Consider the following 17,808-nt stretch of genomic DNA (forward strand, 5'->3'; position numbering starts at 1 on the left):
GAAACATTAACAATAGCGGGAAATAGCAACCTGTCAGTTCCGGCCTCTTCGCGGGGCAAGCCCGCTCCCACAGGTAATTTGCTTAGCTCTGTGGGAGCGGATACAGGTCAAGGCATCAGCCAGCCTTGGCCTGGGCGTCGCTCACCGGCTTCTTGGCAGGTTCGGACTTCACGGTCGCCTTCTTCGGCTCAGCCGCCTTGTGCGCCTGCTTGGCCGCCGGTTTGTGCGCGGGCGCCTGTTTGGCCGGAGCGGCCTTGGTGGCAGCTGGCTTGGCGGGTTCTTCCTTGGCGATCGGTGCCGGCACTACCGGGGCAGGTGCCGCCACTGGCGCAGGTGCTGGCGCCGGGGCCACTTCCTCGGCCTTGGCCACCGGTGCAGCCTTCACTTCAGGCTTGTCGCCGCCCCCGAACAGGCGCGAGAAGAACCCGCCCTTGTCCTTGCTCGCCGCCGCGCCTGCGCCTGCCGCAGCCGCCACGGTCGCGGCCTTGGCCGGGTCGAACGACTTGCCGGCCAGCAGGTCCTGCACCTGGCTGGCCGCACGCTGGCCACTGCGCAGGGCGCCTTCCAGGGTACCTGGGTAAAGGGCGTCGGTATGCTCGCCGGCAAAGGCGATGCGCTGCACCGGGCGCTCCCACAGGCGCCAGTACTTGCTGATCTGCCCCGGGCCGTAGGCCAGGTAGGCGCCGCCGGTGCCGGCGTCGGTGCTGTAGCGCTTGACCTCGTAACCGGTGAACGCGCCCCGGGCCTGTGGGTAGAAGGCGTGCAGGCGGATCAGCACCTGGTCGACCATCTGCTTGTCGCCAAAGGCCTGCAGCAACCGCGCATTGTCGCCGGACAGGTTGATCACAACGTTGGCGCCGCCCTTGAGTGCCGGCTCGATCCACAGCATGCCGAGGCCGGCGTTACTGAAGATTTCGCCAGACATCCGCGAACGGCTTTCCCACACAGGCTGCTTGAACTTGAGCATCAACTGGTCGCGCCAGCCGTAGTTGGTGCCCCGCAGGGCGGCCACGTGCTGGGTATCGAGCACCGGGGTGATCTGGATCTTGGCCAGGGCGCGCAGCGGCACGGCCATGACCACGTAGTCGGCCTGGTAGCCGACGCTGCCGGCCTTGACCGTCACGCCGTCCTTGTCCTGCACGATGGAGGTCACCGGCGAGCTGGTCTTGATGGTTTTCAGCTGTTTGACGAAGGCCTGGGCCAGCACCGGGCTGCCGCCTGGCAAGCGCGCGGCGCGCAGGTCGCGGTCGCTGACGCCACGGTAGACGCGGTTCTGCTGGGCGAAATAGAGCAGCGACAGGCGCGACGGTTCATCGTAGCGGGTGCGGATCTGCTGGTTGACCAGTTGGCGTGCGGTGGTCGGCAGTTGCAGCTTGTCGAGCCAGCTGGACACGTTGATCTGGTCGAGGGCGAACAGGGTGCTGTTGGCCTGGGGGTTGAGCGGGTCGTCGATGGAGCGGGCCAGGTCATCGAGGGTCTTCTCGTAGCGCTTGAGCGCCTCGGCGGTGGCGGGCTGCTTGGTGGCCAGGTCCGCGGCGCTGAAGTACTCGCCGTCGATCAGGTAGCCCGGGGTCCGCACGAACTCCGGTGCCGGCAGGGTTTCGAGCTTGAAATGGTCCAGGTACTGGTTGAGCACCGGCTGGGCCTTGCCATTGCCGATCCACTCGCTGGTGGCCAGCCCCGAACGCCCGCCCATGCCCGACTTGGCTTCCAGCAGGGTCACCTGCCAGCCCTTGTTCTGCAGCTCGTAGGCTGCGGTCAGGCCTGCCAGGCCACCGCCCACGACGATCGCCGTAGGTGTCTTGTCCTTGGCCAGCGTGGCGCCGCTGGATACACCGATCAATACCAACGCGCACAGGCGCACCCAAGCAGCAGCCATGATGGCGAACTCCGAGTCAGACGTTACAGGAATGGGAAGAGGCAAGAATTGCCCCGAGCGAGATGCGTTAAGAATACGTCAGGTCTGCAGACCCTGCCAGCACGGCGATATCAAGTGCCTTTGGCAACTGGCATTTTTGTCAGTAGCCGGCTTTGCGTTTGCGGGCGATGCTCTCACGCGTAGCCAGAAGAACCGACAAAAGGAGCTGCGCATGATCTATGAGGAGCATTTCGCACAGGTCCAGAGGCAGTTTCTGTGGCACAAACAGGCCTTGCTCACCCCCTCAGGGTTGAGCATCTGCGCCAACAGCACCTCGTGGACGGGCTTTCACGAAGCCTTCAAGGGCGAGCACGGCACCGAACTGGTGATTGGCGAGCACAGCGAGGTGGAGATCGTCTTCAGCCAGGAGGTCGAGAGCCTGTGCCTGGAGTACTACGTGGTCAGCGACCAGCACTACGACGATGTACACATGTTGCTCGATACCGACGCCGACGAAGCCGAACTGTTCGTACCGATCCCGCGCAGCTTCTATTGGCTCACGCTGTCCGGCAGCGGCCACACCGCGTTCATGCCCGGCCCCATCGCCACCCAGCCCTACCAGCAGATCCTCGATGGGCCGTTTCGGCGCCTGACCATCTCCACGTCCCAGGCCGGCACCGTGCACATCCGCAAGCTCGAATGGACGGGCACCTGTCGCCATTGACCACTAGCGGTTGTCCTGCCCCCTGGCATTGCTTAGGCTTACGCGGTCAAACCATGCCGCAACGCCAGGAGAAGTGCCGATGGGCCTCAACGATCAGTGGATGCAACGTGACCTCAAGGTCCTGTGGCACCCCTGCACCCAGATGAAAGACCACGAGCAACTGCCGCTGATCCCGATCAAGCGCGGCGAAGGCGTGTGGCTCGAGGACTTCGAGGGCAAGCGCTACCTGGATGCGGTCAGCAGCTGGTGGGTCAACGTGTTCGGCCATGCCAACCCGCGCATCAACCAGCGCATCAAGGACCAGGTCGACCAGCTCGAGCACGTGATCCTCGCAGGCTTCAGCCACCAGCCGGTGATCGAGCTGTCCGAGCGCCTGGTGGCCATGACCCCGGCTGGCCTGGACCGGGTGTTCTACGCCGACAACGGCTCGTCGTGCATCGAAGTGGCGCTGAAGATGAGCTTCCACTACTGGCAGAATATCGGCAAACCGGAGAAAAAGCGCTTCGTCACCCTGACCAACAGCTACCACGGCGAAACCATCGCCGCCATGTCGGTCGGCGACGTGCCGCTGTTCACCGAAACCTACAAGGCCCTGCTGCTCGACACCATCAAGGTGCCCAGCCCGGACTGCTACCTGCGCCCCGAGGGCATGAGCTGGGAAGAGCACTCACGCAACCTGTTCGCGGCCATGGAGCAGACCCTGGCCGAACACCACGCGACCATTTCGGCGGTCATCATCGAGCCGCTGATCCAGGGCGCCGGCGGCATGCGCATGTACCACCCGGTGTACCTCAAGCTGCTGCGCGAGGCCTGCGACCGCTATGGCGTGCACCTGATCCACGACGAAATCGCCGTGGGCTTCGGCCGTACCGGCACGATGTTCGCCTGCGAACAGGCCGGCATCCGCCCCGATTTCCTGTGCCTGTCCAAGGCCCTGACCGGCGGCTACCTGCCGCTTGCCGCGTGCCTGACCACCGACACCGTGTACCAGGCGTTCTACGACGACTACCCGACCCTGCGCGCGTTCCTCCACTCGCACAGCTACACCGGCAACCCGCTGGCCTGCGCTGCGGCCCTGGCGACGCTGGACATCTTCGAGCAGGACAACGTGATCGAGGCCAACAAGGCGTTGTCGGCGCGCATGGCCAGCGCCACCGCGCACCTGGCCGACCACGCGCATGTCGCCGAAATCCGCCAGACCGGCATGGCCCTGGCCATCGAGATGGTGCAGGACAAGGCCGGCAAGGCCGCCTACCCGTGGCAAGAGCGTCGCGGCCTGAAGGTGTTCGAGCATGCCCTGAGCCGCGGCGCCCTGTTGCGCCCGCTGGGCAGCGTGGTGTACTTCCTGCCGCCGTATGTGATTACCCCGGAGCAGATCGACTTCCTGGCCGAGGTGGCCAGCGAAGGCATCGATATCGCCACGCGTGATAGCGTCAGCGTCGCGGTGCCGGCCAACTTCCACCCCGACTTCCGCGATCCGGGCTAGCCCCACCTACGTTCGCAATACCCTGTAGGAGCGGCCTTGTGTCGCGAAAGGGCCGCAAAGCGGCCCCCGGCATGTTGCAGCGCCGCTGAAATATGGGGCTGCTCTGCAGCCCTTTCGCGACACAAGGCCGCTCCTACGGGCTGTGCCCACCCTTCAGTTTGAGCAGAACCATGAGACTGTCCCGCTTCTTCATCGACGCCCCCCTGAGCCTTGGCGAGCACGACCTGCCCGAGGCCCAGGCCCACTACATCGGCCGCGTCCTGCGCATGGCCCCGGGTGATGCCGTGCAACTGTTCGACGGCAGTGGCCAGGAATACCTCGGCCAACTGCTCGAAGTGGGCAAGAAAAGCGTGCGCGTGAGCCTCGACCAGGCCCTGCCCGGCCAGGCCGATTCAGCGCTGCATGTGCACCTGGGCCAAGGCCTGTCCCGCGGCGAGCGGATGGACTGGGCGATCCAGAAGGCCACCGAACTGGGCGTCAACGAAATCACCCCGATCGTCAGCGAACGCTGCGAAGTGCGCCTCAAAGACGAGCGCGCCGACAAGCGCCTGGCCCACTGGCGCCAGGTGGCCATCAGCGCCTGCGAGCAATGCGGCCGCTCGACCCTGCCGGTGATCCACCCGCCAGTGACCCTGGCCGAATGGATCAAGGCCAGCGATGCCGACCTGAAACTGGTGCTGCACCCGGTCGCCGAGCCACTGACCAGCCACGCCAGGCCGGCACGCCTGGCCTTCCTGATCGGCCCCGAAGGCGGCCTGAGCGAGGCGGAAGTGGACCAGGCCAAGGCGGCGGGCTTTCATGCCGCGCGCCTCGGCCCTCGCGTGCTGCGCACCGAGACCGCGCCGGTGGTGGCTTTGGCGGTGGCGCAGCAGCTGTGGGGCGATTTTTGACCGGCGCTAACGCACGTAGAACGACACCGCGACGAAGTGCATGAGGCTGCCGGCGATCACGAACAGGTGCCAGATGCCGTGCCAATGGCGGAAGCGGCTGTCGAAGGCGAAGAAGATGATGCCCACGGTGTAGAACACCCCGCCGGCCGCCAGCCAGGCAAAGCCGGCGGTGCCCAGGCTTGCGAGCAATGGCTTGACCGCCACCAGCACGATCCAGCCCATCACCGCATAGATGATGATCGACAGGATCCGCGCTTCCGAGCGCGGTTTTATTTCCTGCAGCATGCCGATCACTGCCAGCCCCCAGACCACCCCGAACAGGCTCCAGCCCCACGGGCCGCGCAGGCTGACCAGGCAGAAAGGCGTGTAGCTGCCGGCGATCAGCAGGTAGATCGACAGGTGATCGAGCTTGCGCATGATCACTTTCGCCCGGCCGCGGGTGCTGTGGTAAAGGGTCGAGATGCTGTAGAGCAGCAGCAAGGTGCCGCCGTAGATGGAGAAGCTGACGATCTTCCAGGGGTCGCCCTGCAGGCCTGCGACGACGATCAGCCAGATGGCACCGATACAGGCCAGGACGGCACCGACCAGGTGGGTCCAGGCGTTGAAGCGTTCACCGTAATACATGCAAACACAGACCTCCTTGGGTGGGCTGGGTTCCTTCTTGCAGTCGCCTTGCGGCCCGATCGCCGGCAAGCCGGCTCCCACAGGTACCGCGCAAAGCCTGGCGACAGGGCCATGAGCGTTACATCCTACCCAACCCCAGGTTGCAATTGCGCGTCACGCACCAGCCTTTCCAGCCCGACCAAGTCCGGCACCCGCGCCACCTGCTCGCCCACCTGCACCGCCGCCAGCTCCAGGCTGCCCAGCGCCACATCCACATAGTTGAGCTGGCTGTCGAGCTTGCACGAGCGAGGGATGTCCTGCAGCAACACCGCCAGATAACGCAGCCCGGTATCGCCCAGGGCATTGAGCACCACCACCCGTGCCCGCTCGCCACACGGCGTCTCGCCGCCGCAGGCGGCCTCGAAGCCGATCAGCGGCAAATGCTGCTGGCGCCAGTCGAGCCAGCCCAGGTGCCAGGCCGGCTCGCCCGGCTGGCACAAGAGATTGCGCTGGCCGATCAGTTCGGCCACGGCCACGTTCGGCAGCACCAGGGTGCGGTCACCCAGGGGCAGCAGCAGGCCGGTCAGGCTGCTGCGCTGGCCGGCGATCAGTTCAAGCATGGTGCTGGCTCCAATGGGCGATGCTCTGCAGCAGCACCGACTCCTGGTACGGCTTGCCCAGGTAATCGTTGACCCCGATGGCCATGGCCCGGTCGCGGTGCTTCTGCCCGGTGCGTGAGGTGATCATGATGATCGGCAGGTCCTTGAGCCGCTCGTCACGGCGAATGCGGGTGGCCACTTCGAAGCCGTCCATGCGCGGCATCTCGATATCCAGCAGCAGCACGTCGGGGCGGTGTTCTTCCAGAAGGGCCATGGCATCGACCCCGTCCTTGGCGGTCAGCACGCTCATGCCGTGGCGCTCGAGCAGGCGGCTGGTGACCTTGCGCACCGTCACCGAGTCGTCCACCACCATCACCAGCAAGGCGCGCCGTGGCGCCGGGCCGAACAGCGTGCTCTGCACCCCGCTGCCGCCCGGCAGGCGCGCCAGGCGCCGCTGCTGGCCACGCAACTGGCCGAGCAGGTCGAGAATCAGCACCACCCGGCCATCGCCGAGCAAGGTCGCGCCCGACAAACCCGCCACGGCGGCAAATTGCGGCCCGAGGCTCTTCACCACGATCTCGCGGCTTGGCGACAGGCTGTCGACCTGGATCGCGAACGACTGCTCCTGGGAATGCACCAGCAACACCGGCAGCGGCACGCTCTGCCCCAGCAGGCCGGGCCGCGGCAGCCCTTGCAGCAGCTCGCCGAGGTAACGCAGCTGGTATTCGTGGCCGGCATACACGTAGCGCGGCGCATCCAGCTGGTAGCAGGCGGCGAGTTCCGCCGGCGGCACGCGCACGATGCCCTCGATGGTGTTGAGCGGGATGGCGTACTGCTCCTCGCCCAGGTGCACCATCAGGGCACGGTTGATCGACACCGTGAACGGCAGGCGAATGAGAAAGCGCGCGCCCTTGCCCTGGGCCGACTCGATGGTCATCGAGCCGCCCAGTTGCTTGACCTCCTCGTGCACCACGTCCATGCCCAGGCCGCGCCCGGAAATCTGGGTGATCTTCTCGGCGGTGGAAAACCCCGGGCGCAGGATGAACTGGAGGATCTCGTGGTCGCTGAGGTTGGCCTGGGGGTCGAGCAGCCCGCGCTTGATGGCCTTGCGGCGCACCGCCTGCAGAGGCACGCCGGCGCCGTCGTCGGTCATTTCGATGACGATGTCGGCGCCCTCGTGCAGCAGGTTCAGGGCAATGGTGCCCTGCTCCGGCTTGCCGGCGGCCAGGCGCACCTCGCGCGCTTCCAGGCCATGGTCGACGGCATTGCGCAGCATGTGCTCCAGCGGCGCGACCATGCGCTCGAGCACGCTGCGGTCCAGCTCGCCCTCGGCGTTGCCGACCACCAGCTCGACCTGCTTGCCCAGCTCGCTCGCCACCTGCCGCACCACCCGCTGCAGGCGCGGCACCAGGCGCTCGAAAGGCACCATCAGGGTGGCGGTCAGGCCCTCCTGTAACTGGCTGTTCACCCGCGCCTGCTGCTGCAGCAGGCTGTAGGCCTCCTGGGCGCGCTGGGCCAGTGTCTCTTTCAGGTCGAGCAGGTCGGAGGCCGATTCGAACAAGGCCCGCGACAACTGCTGCAGCTGGGAGTGGCGGTCCATTTCCAGCGGGTCGAAATCTTCGTAGGCATCGCCTTCGAACGGCTGCCGGCTGCTGAGCCGCCCCTGGGTCTCGTTGTCCAGGCGCAGCAACTGGTCGCGCATGCGCTCCAGCGTGGTTTCCATTTCGTTGAGGGCGAACTGGGCGTCGTTGACCTGCTGCTCGATACGCCCGCGGATGACCGAGTGCTCGCCGGCCAGGTTGCCCAGGTCGTCGAGCAGTTCGGCGTCGACCTTGACCATGTCACCGGCCGCACGCTCCGGCGCGGCGCTGGGCTGGTCGGGGTGCGCCGCTTCGGCCGGCGCCTGGCCGGCAGCACTGTCGGTCAAGGCGGCGCTGCTGAAGTTGCGGATGTAGTCGATCAGCGCGGTGGCCGCGTGCAGCGGCTGGCCCAGGCGCACGGCATCGAGCATGTGTGCCAGGCGGTCATGGCAGTTCTGCAGCAAGGCGAACAGCGCCGCACTGGGCGGCAAGCGCCCGGCAGCGAGCAGTTCGTAGAGGAATTCCAGTTCGTGGGCCAGGTCGCCGATGGCGGCGATTTCCACCATGCGTGCGCCGCCCTTGAGGGTATGCAGGTCGCGCAGCAGGTTTTCCACCTCGACGCTGTTGCGCGGGTCGGCCTGCCAGCGGGCCAGCGCGGCGCCGGCGCTTTCGACGATGTCCGAGCTTTCTTCGAGGAAGACTTCCAGCAGCTCCTTGTCGCCGGGGCTGTCGTCTTCTTCGGCCAGCTCCAGCGGCGCGTTCAGCGGCGTCACCGACCCAGGTGCGACCAGGCCCGTGGCCTCCGGTGCCAGGGCGCTGGCGAGCAAGGCGCGCAGGCCATCGACGCAATCGGGGCGCGGGGTCAGCTCCTGGCCGGCAGCCACCTCATCGAGCATGTCGAGCAGCGCTTCATGGGCCTGCCGGGCTTGGGCGAAGAAGCGTGCATCGGCCCCCAGGCTGCCCTCTTCGACGGCGCCGTAGAGGTCCAGCAGGGCCTCGCAGACGTCATCCATCTGCCACAGGTCGGCCAGGTGGGCCGCGTGGCACAGCGTGGTCAGCTCATCGAGCAGGCTGTCCAGCGACTGGCGCTGGCCAGGTTGCTCCTGCCAACGTGACAGCAGCGACTCGGCATCCAGCAGGATGTCCATGGCCTGGGCCAGGAACAGGGCTGTGCGTTGCGGGTCGCGGGCGTTGCGCCGCGCATGGGACTGCTCCTCGTGCAGGGTCGCCAGGCGCTCGTCCACCGCCTCGCCAACCTGCTCGATCAAGGGTGCAGCGCCCGGAATAGCGGCCAACGGGGTGCTGCCCAGTTGCGCCAGGCCCTGCTGGAACAGCGCATGCGCCGACTCCAGCCAGGCGATTTCGGCGCCCTGCAATGGCAACTGGTGGCCGCGGTATTCGCGCACCAGGCGGTCGAACGCCGTGGCCAGCTCGGCGATCGGCATCACCCCGGCCATGGCAGCGCTGCCCTTGAGCGTGTGCAAGGCGCGCTGCAGGTCATCGCTGACCGGCGTGCCCTGCCCGTTGGCCGCCTGCAGGTAGGCGTCCAGGCTGGCCAGGTGGCCCTGGGCCTCATTGCGGAAGATATCCAGCAGTTGCGGGTCCAGGCCCTGGATGTCGGCGCTGGCAAGCGTGTCGTTCTCGGCCAGCGCGTGCAGGTGGCTGGCCAACTGCTCGATCTCGGAGACTTGCGGCATCTGCCCGGCGGCGAAGTCGGCCAGCAGGTCCGGCAGGTGCACCACCACCTGCTGCAGCGCCACGGCGCCTTCCGGCGACAGCGCGATGCGCCCTTCGAGCACGCGGTTGAGCAGGTGTTCGCCGCCCCAGGCCAGCTCGGCGACGGCCTGGGCATGCACCATGCGCCCGCTGCCCTTGAGCGTGTGCAGGTCGCGGCGCACCTCCACCAGGGCGTCACGCAGGCTGTTGTCGGCACGCCAGCGCAGCCAGTGGCGCTCGATCTCCGGCAACAGCTCGCCGGCCTCTTCGAGAAACACTTCGCGCAGCTCGTCGTCGATGCCATCGCTGCTGTCGTCGTGGCTGCCCGGCGCCTCACCATGGCTGCACGCCACGCCCAGCGCCGCCAGGCTGGCGCGGGCCATGTCGAGGAACGGCTGGCCATCGGCGAGCGGGTCGGCCACCCGCCACTGCAGGTAGCACTCGCCGGCGCTGAGCGCTTGCGCCAAGTGCTCCAGTTGCTCCGCTGGCGGCTCCACATCCAGGTGCTGCAGCCAGCCCTGCACATAACTTGCGCAGCCACCGAACACCTGCGCAGCAGCAGGCAGCATCAGCATCGCCAGCGCCCCGCGCACCTGCTGCAACAAGCCGGGCAGCGGCTGCAGGCGCTGGCGCGGCCAATCGGATTCGAGGTAGTCGCCGATCAGGTCCTTGGCCTGCTGCAACACGGCCAGCGACTCGTTGAGCACCAGTTGGCGGATCTCGGCCAGGTCCGAGCCGGGCAGCCCGTTCTGCCCACCCTCTTCTATCGGGCCGACCATGCCATTGAGGCTGGCCTCCACGTACAGCAGCGCGCCAGCCACATCCATCAGCACCGGGTCATCCACCGCACGCTCGCCCTGGGCCAGGGCCTGCAGGGCCAGCACCTGGTCGATGATGACCCGCCGAGGCTGCTGGAAACCCAGCACCGCCAAGGTGTCGGCAACGTGCCGCAGCGGCGCCAGCAGGGCATCGAGCTGTTCGATGTGCTGGCGATCGCTGCGCACGAACTGGTCAAGCCGCTCCTTGATCCGCACCAGGTCGTCGCACAGCGCGGTGATCACCGAGCGCAGGGCATCGCGGCCCGGCCCGGCCTGCACCTGCTCGCGCCAGTTGCCCAGCGACAGGTCGAGGTTTGCCAGGTCGTCGGAGCCGGCAAAACGCTGGGCCGCACCGCTGATCAGGCTGCCCTGGGCCAGTGGCTCGACACCGCGGCAGGCACGCAGCTGGTTGAGCAGCGGCAGCATCACCAGCGGCAGGTCGTGGCGCGCGCCGCGCAGCCGCTCCAGGTACGAGGGCAGTTGTTCGAGGCCGCGAAACAGTGGGCCCAGGCAGTCGCCTCGGGGGCTCACCTGGCCATCGGCCAAGGCCCGCGCCAGCAATTCGAGCTCTTCGGCCAGGCGCGTGGCGCCGCGCAGTTCGAGCATGCGCAGGCAGCCATGCACCTGGTGCAGGTTGTCGACCACGAAGGCCAGGATCGAGCGGTCGTCGGTTTCCCCGGCAAAGCGCTCCAGGGCCTGGCGCGCCTGGCCCAGGCAATCGAGGATGGCCGCCCGGGTCCAGGCCAGGGCCACGGTGTCGTGGCGTTCGGGGTTCACTGCTGCAGAAGCCATGGGCACGTCCATCAACGCCGCTCGGCCGGTGCCGGCAAAGTGAAGCCGGACACCGAACGGCGCATCTCGCTGGCCATGCGCGCCAGGTGGCGGATGCTGTCGGCGGTGGCGCCGGAGCCGGCGGAGGTCTGCGCGGTAATTTGCTGGATCACCGCCATGGTGTGGGAAATCTGCCCTGCCGAGGAGGTCTGCAACTGCGCCGCGTCGGAGATGCTGTGGATAAGTTCGGCGAGGTTCTGCGATACGCCTTCGATCTCGGCCAGCGCCACGCCGGCGTCCTGGGCCAGGCGTGCTCCGCGCACCACCTCGGCGGTGGTCTGCTCCATGGAAATCACCGCCTCGTTGGTGTCGGCCTGAATGGTGCGCACCAGGGCCTCGATCTGCCGCGTGGCCGAGGAGGAACGCTCGGCCAGCCGCTGCACTTCGTCGGCGACCACGGCAAAGCCGCGCCCGGCCTCGCCCGCCAGCGACGCCTGGATCGCCGCGTTGAGCGCGAGGATGTTGGTCTGGTCGGCAATGTCGTCGATCAGGCTCACGATGTCGCCGATCTCCTGGGACGATTCGCCCAGGCGCTTGATCCGCTTGGCGGTGTCCTGGATCTGCTCGCGAATGTTGTCCATGCCATTGATGGTGTTGTGCACCACCTCGTTGCCCTTGTTGGCGATGGCCACCGAGCGCTCGGCCACCTTGGCCGACTCGTAAGCGTGGGCCGACACCCGGTCGATCGACTCGACCATGTCGCCCACCGCTTCCGACGCCTCGCTGATCTGCTCGGCCTGGTGCTCGGAGGCCTTGGCCAGCTGGCGGGCGGTGTTCTGCGTGTCCTGCACGGCCGCCGCCACCTGCTCGGCGCTGTGGTTGATGGTCGCCACCAGGTCGCGCAATTGGTCGACCGAATAGTTGATCGAGTCGGCGATGGCGCCGGTGAAGTCCTCGGTGACCGACACGGTGACGGTCAGGTCGCCGTCGGCCAGTTCTTCTATTTCATCGAGCAGGCGCATGATCGCCTGCTGGTTGCGCTCGTTCTTTTCGGCAGTTTCGCGCAACTGGCGGTTGGTGGTGCGCACCATCACCAGGCCGATCAGGATGATCGAGGCCAGCGCCAGCAGGCCGAGCACGTAGCCGCCCACGGTATCCAGGGTGCGGCCTGCGGCCAGGTTCTCGAAGCCGTTGGCCAGGTGCGAGGCTTCTTCGAGCAGGGTCTGCGACAGGCTGAAGATATTGCCCGCCGCCTCACGCACGCGGAACAGCTCGGGCGAGGTTTCGAGGATTTCATCCACTGAGCCGGCGACGAACTGGAACAGCTCGGCGATTTCCGCCAGCCGTGCGCGGGCATCGGCGTCCTCCACGCGGGTGACCTGGATCGCCGCATTGCCGGCGAGCATGCCTTCGAGCACCTGGCCAAAGCGGCTGGCGTCGCGGCCGAAGGCGTCGGCGGCCTGGGCGGCGGAGTCGTCGCCGGCCAGCACGGTGTTGACCGAGCCGAGGATGCGTTCGGCGAGCAGCAACTGGCGCTGGGCCACCACCACCTGGTTGGCCGGGGCGCCGCTCTGCAGCAGGATCTCGACGACTTTTTCGTATTCCACCTGCAGCTGCGGGACGGTTTCGGCAAGGGTCGCCGCCACCTGGTGCAACGACAGCACGGTCTGTTCGCTGGCCAGGATGGTGTCGGTGTTCTTGCGCAGGTTTTCCCAGTCCTGGCGCACGGCTTCCATTTCATCGCGCACGGTGACCGGCGCGGCGGGCAGGCCGGTGGACTTGTCACCCTCGCGCAGGTAGCCCCAGCGCCGCTCGAAATCGTTGCGCGCATCCGACAGCAGTTTGAACGCCAGGGCCTTGCCCGCCGCCGCCTCGGTGGCGTTCTTGGCGATGCGCTGGGACAGCACGCGCAGCTCGCCGGCATGGCCGATGTACTGCTTGTCGTGGTTGGACTGGGTGTTGAGGTAGGCGAAATTGGCGAACAGCAGGATGATCGACAGGATCAGCACCACGAACAGCACGGTGATCTGCACGATGCTGCGCGTGCGCGGGGTCATGCTGTTGGGGGCGACACTGGTGGCCGGCTTGTTCACGTTCGAAAGTCCTATAACGCCACATCGAGAAAGCCCGGCGCCTGGGCCAGGGCGAAGGGGCTGAAGATCGCCCAGTTGCGTTCACGCGGGAAATGCCCCTGGACGAAACGGGCAGCGGCGCGCAGCAACGGCTGCGGCGGCGACAGCTCCAGGCTGCTCAGGGCGAAATGCTGCAGGCCCAGCACTTCGTCGACCAACAGGCCGACGAACAGGTCTTCGTGGTCCAGCACCAGCACCCGGCGCTGCTTGCCCGGGGCTGCCGGGCCGAGGCCGAAGAAGCTGCTCAGGTCCATCACCGGCAGCAGCCGGCCACGCAGGTTGGCAACGCCGCAAACCCACGGCTGCACGCCCGGCACCCGGCTGCTGCGCGGCTCGCGCAAGACCTCGGCGACCTCGCCCATGGGCGCCACGAACCACTGCCCGGCAATACGAAAGCCGATGCCGCTCCATTGCTGCAGGCGGGTGTCCTGCGGGGGCTGGTCGGCCACCAGCAGGCGGCAGCGCCGGTCGATGTCCAGCAACAGCTCGAAGGCGGTCAGCGACGCGCCCTGGGGGCGGGTGGTCAAGCGCCCAGCACTTCGTCGAGCTTGGCGATCAGGGCGTCTTCTTCCACCGGCTTGGTGACGAAACCGCGCGCGCCCTGGCGCTGTGCCCAGATGCGGTCGGTTTCCTGGTCCTTGGTGGTCACGATCAGCACCGGAATCGCGCTGGTTTCCGGGTCCTTGCTGAGCTGGCGGGTGGCCTGGAAGCCATTCATGCCGGGCATGACGATGTCCATCAGCACCGCGTCAGGCTTTTCCTGGCGGGCCAGGGCCACGGCGTCGGCACCGTTGCTGGCCTTGAGCACCTGGTGGCCGTGTTTTTCCAGCCAGGCGGTCAGTTTGTACATCTCTGTCGGCGAGTCGTCGACAATCAGAACTCGGGCCATGCTGTTTCCCCATCAGGAAATAGAAGCCGCGCCACCTCGGGCGCGGTCAGGGTGCGTGTTGTTGCTGCGCGACGAAACCGGGCACGTGGGCCCGGATCGCATCGAGCAGTTCTTCCTTGCCAAAGGGTTTGGTGAGGAACTGGTCGGAGCCGACCACCCGGCCGCGGGCCTTGTCGAACAGGCCGTCGCGGGACGACAGGAGGATCACCGGGATGTCCTTGTAGGCGCTGTTGTGCTTGATCACGGCGCAGGTCTGGTAGCCGTCCAGGCGCGGCATCAGCACGTCGACGAAAATGATCTGCGGCTGGTGGTCGACGATCTTGGCCAGGGCATCGAAGCCGTCGCTGGCGGTGATCACTTCGCAGCCCGCTTCGCCGAGCAACATCTGCGCGGTGCGGCGGATCGTGCGTGAATCGTCGATCACCATCACCTTCAGGGGCTGTTCCATAAGTTGCGCTACCATCGCTGCACAGTGAGGGCTGCAGGCCGCGGATGGCGTGCAGCTTGAAGCTGAAGGCATTTTTAGCACACTCCCGGAGCCCGTTCCATCTGCCGCCCCCTTGACCGGCGGCGTTCGCAGCGCCACCCTGAGCCACTTTTCTTTCGATTCGTCGCGGCTACCGGCCGCCAAGAGGAACCACCCCCATGAGCGTTCGCCTCGGCATTGTCATGGACCCCATCGCGTCCATCTCCTACAAGAAGGACAGCTCGCTGGCCATGCTGCTGGCCGCCCAGGCCCGCGGCTGGAGCCTGTTCTACATGGAGCAGCGCGACCTGTACCAGGCTCAAGGCAAGGCCCGCGCGCGCATGCGCCCGCTCAACGTGTTCGCCGACCCGGCGCGCTGGTTCGAGCTGGGCGAGGAGCAGGACACCCCGCTGGCCGAGCTGGACGTGGTCCTGATGCGCAAGGACCCGCCGTTCGACATGGAGTTCGTCTACAGCACCTACCTGCTGGAGCAGGCCGAGGCCGAAGGCGTGCTGGTGGTCAACCGCCCGCAGAGCCTGCGCGACTGCAACGAAAAACTGTTCGCCACGCTGTTCCCGCAGTGCACGCCGCCGACCCTGGTCAGCCGCCGCCCGGACATCCTCCGCCAGTTCGCCGCCGAGCACGGTGACGTGATCCTCAAGCCGCTGGACGGCATGGGCGGCACCTCGATCTTCCGCCACCGGGCAGGCGACCCCAACCTCTCGGTGATCCTGGAAACCCTGACCGCGCTGGGCGCCCAGCAGATCATGGCGCAGGCCTACCTGCCGGCGATCAAGGACGGCGACAAGCGCATCCTGATGATCGACGGCGAGCCGGTGGACTATTGCCTGGCGCGCATCCCGGCCAGCGGCGAGACCCGCGGCAACCTGGCTGCCGGTGGGCGTGGCGAAGCGCGCCCGCTGAGCGAGCGCGACCGCTGGATCGCCGCCCAGGTCGGCCCGACCCTGCGCGAAAAGGGCCTGCTGTTCGTCGGCCTGGACGTGATCGGCGACTACCTCACGGAAATCAACGTCACCAGCCCGACCTGCATCCGCGAGATCGACGCCGCCTACAACACCGATATCGGTGGCAAGCTGATGGATGCCATTGATCGCCAGCTGAAGGCGCGCTGACCGCCGACACAGAGCAATGACGCGCAGTGCGGTATGATGCCGGTCCTATTCGACTGAGCTGCTGCCCCGCCTCGCGGTTGCTGGATACCTGATGACGCTGCCCGCCGACATCCCCGCCGACCTGCTGCCACCCCGCGTTCGCCCGGTGGACCGGCTTGGCTTTACCCTGTTCCTGGCTGCCCTGGTGCACCTGGCGCTGATCCTCGGCGTCGGTTTTACCGTGGTCAAGCCGGCAGAAATCCGCCAGACCATGGACATCACCCTGGCCACCTTCAAGAGCGAGAAAGCGCCCGAGAAGGCCGATTTCCAGGCCCAGGACAACCAGCAGGGCAGCGGCACCCTGGAGAAGAAGGCGGTGCCCAAGACCACCGAGCTCGCGCCGTTCCAGGACAGCAAGATCAACAAGGTCACCCCGCCGCCTGCGGCCAAGCCCGAAGTGCCGCCCACGCCGGAGAAATCCGCCGTCGCCACCAAGGCGCCCAAGCCGCAGAAGGTCGAGCCCAAGCCCAAGGAAAGCAAGCCGCAGCCCAAGCCTGCGGCGGCCACGCCGGATTTCGACAGCTCGCAGCTGTCGAGCCAGATCGCCAGCCTTGAGGCCGAGCTGTCCAACGAACAGCAGCTGTACGCCAAGCGCCCGCGCATCCACCGCCTCAATGCCGCCTCGACCATGCGCGACAAGGGTGCCTGGTACAAGGAAGAGTGGCGCAAGAAGGTCGAGCGGGTAGGCAACCTCAACTACCCGGATGAAGCCCGCCGCCAGCAGATCTACGGCAACTTGCGCATGATGGTGTCGATCAACCGCGATGGCTCGCTGTATGAGGTGCTGGTGCTGGAGTCGTCCGGGCAGCCGGTGCTGGACCAGGCGGCGCAGCGCATCGTGCGCCTGGCGGCGCCGTTCGCGCCGTTTACCGGGGACCTGGCGGAATTCGACCGGCTGGAGATCATCCGCACCTGGCGCTTTGCCCGTGGGGATCGCCTGTCGAGCAACTGAGGGGCTGCCTTGCAGCCGCGCCGTCCCGGTGGGAGCCGGCTTGCCGGCGATGGGCTGCGAAGCGGCCCCCAAACTGCCCGCACAGCACCTTGTCAGCCTCGCCACCTGGCGCCACACTATCCCCCATGAAAACCCTCGCCCCGAGCTATCTCAAGCATCAGTTCCTGATCGCCATGCCGCACATGGCCGATCCGAACTTCGCCCAGACCCTCACGTACATCGTCGAGCACAACGCCAATGGCGCCATGGGCCTGGTGGTCAATCGGCCCCAGGAGCTGAACCTGGCCGACATTCTCGAGCAGTTGCGCCCGGACGAGGAACCTCCCGCCAGCACCTTGCAGGTGCCGATCTACCAGGGCGGCCCGGTGCAGACCGACCGCGGCTTCGTGCTGCACACCAGCGAATGCAGCTACCAGGCCACCGTCGAGCTGCAGGGCCTGTCGCTGTCCACCTCCCAGGACGTGCTGTTCGCCATCGCCGGCGGCGTGGGCCCGCAGAAAAGCCTGATCACCCTCGGCTACGCCGGCTGGGAAGCCGGCCAGCTGGAAGCGGAGCTGGCCGACAACGCCTGGCTCAACTGCCCGTTCGACCCCGAGATCATCTTCGGCCTGGCCAGCGACCAGCGCCTGGAGGCCGCGGCCGCCAGCCTGGGCATCAACCTGAGCCTGCTGACCAGCCAGGCGGGCCACGCCTGATGGCCGAGCTGCGCCTGCTGCTGGGCTTCGACTACGGCAGCAAACAGATCGGTGTGGCCGTCGGCCAGGTGATCACCGGCCAGGCCCGCGAGCTGTGCACCTTGAAGGCACAGAACGGCGTGCCGGACTGGGCCCAGGTGGAAAAACTGATCAATGAGTGGAAGCCCGACGCCATCGTCGTCGGCCTGCCGCTGAACATGGACGGCACGCCCAGCGAAATGAGCGCCCGCGCCGAGAAGTTCGCCCGCCGCCTCAATGGCCGCTTCAACCTGCCCGTGCACACTCACGACGAGCGCCTGACCACCTTCGAGGCCAAGGGCGAACGCCTGGCCCGTGGCGGCCAGCGCGGCAGCTACCGCGACAACCCGGTCGATGCCATCGCCGCCGCCCTGCTGCTGCAAGGCTGGCTGGAGGCCAACACCTGAATTCCCGCCTCAGCGTCGGGCCAGCCCGGCGC

15 protein-coding genes are annotated in these 17,808 nt (G+C 67.1%); 7 read left to right on the forward strand and 8 right to left on the reverse strand.

What is annotated here, in order from left to right:
• Window positions 1-115: 115 nt before the first annotated feature.
• Window positions 116-1,879, reverse strand: coding sequence for a flavin monoamine oxidase family protein (locus ACIPG5_RS04480; protein WP_176514101.1), 1,764 nt, complete (start codon window positions 1,877-1,879; stop codon window positions 116-118).
• A gap of 211 nt (window positions 1,880-2,090) precedes the next feature.
• Between ACIPG5_RS04480 and ACIPG5_RS04485 the strand changes: the two genes are divergently transcribed.
• From ACIPG5_RS04485 to ACIPG5_RS04495, 3 genes are all read left to right on the forward strand, one after another.
• Window positions 2,091-2,582 carry a hypothetical protein gene (locus tag ACIPG5_RS04485; protein ID WP_401373540.1) on the forward strand — a complete coding sequence of 164 codons (492 nt, stop codon included), beginning with the start codon at window positions 2,091-2,093 and terminating at the stop codon, window positions 2,580-2,582.
• A 79-nt stretch (window positions 2,583-2,661) separates the two neighbouring features.
• Window positions 2,662-4,068: an adenosylmethionine--8-amino-7-oxononanoate transaminase gene (locus ACIPG5_RS04490; RefSeq protein WP_401373542.1), complete on the forward strand. Its 1,407-nt coding sequence runs from the start codon at window positions 2,662-2,664 to the stop codon at window positions 4,066-4,068.
• A 170-nt stretch (window positions 4,069-4,238) separates the two neighbouring features.
• The gene (locus tag ACIPG5_RS04495; RefSeq protein ID WP_401373544.1) at window positions 4,239-4,958 is read left to right on the forward strand and encodes a 16S rRNA (uracil(1498)-N(3))-methyltransferase; all 720 of its coding nucleotides are present in this window, start codon (window positions 4,239-4,241) and stop codon (window positions 4,956-4,958) included.
• 6 nt (window positions 4,959-4,964) lie between these two features.
• Here the strand turns inward: ACIPG5_RS04495 and ACIPG5_RS04500 are convergent, their stop codons facing one another.
• From ACIPG5_RS04500 to ACIPG5_RS04530, 7 genes are all read right to left on the reverse strand, one after another.
• Window positions 4,965-5,582: a hemolysin III family protein gene (locus ACIPG5_RS04500; RefSeq protein WP_176514093.1), complete on the reverse strand. Its 618-nt coding sequence runs from the start codon at window positions 5,580-5,582 to the stop codon at window positions 4,965-4,967.
• A gap of 125 nt (window positions 5,583-5,707) precedes the next feature.
• A complete protein-coding gene (locus ACIPG5_RS04505) occupies window positions 5,708-6,181 on the reverse strand; it encodes a chemotaxis protein CheW (RefSeq protein WP_176514091.1) in 474 nt (157 codons plus the stop codon).
• Complete coding sequence (locus ACIPG5_RS04510) at window positions 6,174-11,066, reverse strand: Hpt domain-containing protein (RefSeq protein ID WP_401373547.1); 4,893 nt, start codon at window positions 11,064-11,066, stop codon at window positions 6,174-6,176. Before ACIPG5_RS04510 ends, ACIPG5_RS04505 begins: the two co-directional genes overlap by 8 nt.
• Before the next feature lie 11 nt (window positions 11,067-11,077).
• Complete coding sequence (locus ACIPG5_RS04515; RefSeq protein WP_401373753.1) at window positions 11,078-13,102, reverse strand: methyl-accepting chemotaxis protein; 2,025 nt, start codon at window positions 13,100-13,102, stop codon at window positions 11,078-11,080.
• 47 nt (window positions 13,103-13,149) lie between these two features.
• On the reverse strand, window positions 13,150-13,704 hold the full coding sequence (locus tag ACIPG5_RS04520) for a chemotaxis protein CheW (protein ID WP_008094837.1): 555 nt from the start codon (window positions 13,702-13,704) through the stop codon (window positions 13,150-13,152).
• Complete coding sequence (gene pilH / locus ACIPG5_RS04525; RefSeq protein ID WP_176514085.1) at window positions 13,701-14,066, reverse strand: twitching motility response regulator PilH; 366 nt, start codon at window positions 14,064-14,066, stop codon at window positions 13,701-13,703. Before pilH ends, ACIPG5_RS04520 begins: the two co-directional genes overlap by 4 nt.
• 46 nt (window positions 14,067-14,112) lie before the next feature.
• Window positions 14,113-14,514 carry a PleD family two-component system response regulator gene (locus ACIPG5_RS04530; RefSeq protein WP_176514083.1) on the reverse strand — a complete coding sequence of 134 codons (402 nt, stop codon included), beginning with the start codon at window positions 14,512-14,514 and terminating at the stop codon, window positions 14,113-14,115.
• Window positions 14,515-14,711: 197 nt separating this feature from the next.
• On the opposite strand from ACIPG5_RS04530, the gene gshB reads away from it, so the two are divergent.
• The 4 genes from gshB (at window position 14,712) to ruvX (ending at window position 17,776) form a co-directional block, all read left to right on the forward strand.
• Window positions 14,712-15,665: a glutathione synthase gene (gene gshB / locus ACIPG5_RS04535; RefSeq protein ID WP_401373550.1), complete on the forward strand. Its 954-nt coding sequence runs from the start codon at window positions 14,712-14,714 to the stop codon at window positions 15,663-15,665.
• A 91-nt stretch (window positions 15,666-15,756) separates the two neighbouring features.
• A complete protein-coding gene (locus ACIPG5_RS04540) occupies window positions 15,757-16,656 on the forward strand; it encodes a TonB family protein (RefSeq protein WP_401373552.1) in 900 nt (299 codons plus the stop codon).
• Between the two features lie 125 nt (window positions 16,657-16,781).
• A complete protein-coding gene (locus tag ACIPG5_RS04545) occupies window positions 16,782-17,351 on the forward strand; it encodes a YqgE/AlgH family protein (protein ID WP_176514076.1) in 570 nt (189 codons plus the stop codon).
• Window positions 17,351-17,776, forward strand: coding sequence for a Holliday junction resolvase RuvX (gene ruvX / locus ACIPG5_RS04550; RefSeq protein ID WP_110748630.1), 426 nt, complete (start codon window positions 17,351-17,353; stop codon window positions 17,774-17,776). Before ACIPG5_RS04545 ends, ruvX begins: the two co-directional genes overlap by 1 nt.
• Window positions 17,777-17,808 lie beyond the last annotated feature (32 nt).

This window comes from Pseudomonas sp. NPDC087029 (assembly GCF_044745345.1).
GTDB classification, from domain to species: domain Bacteria; phylum Pseudomonadota; class Gammaproteobacteria; order Pseudomonadales; family Pseudomonadaceae; genus Aquipseudomonas; species Aquipseudomonas faucium.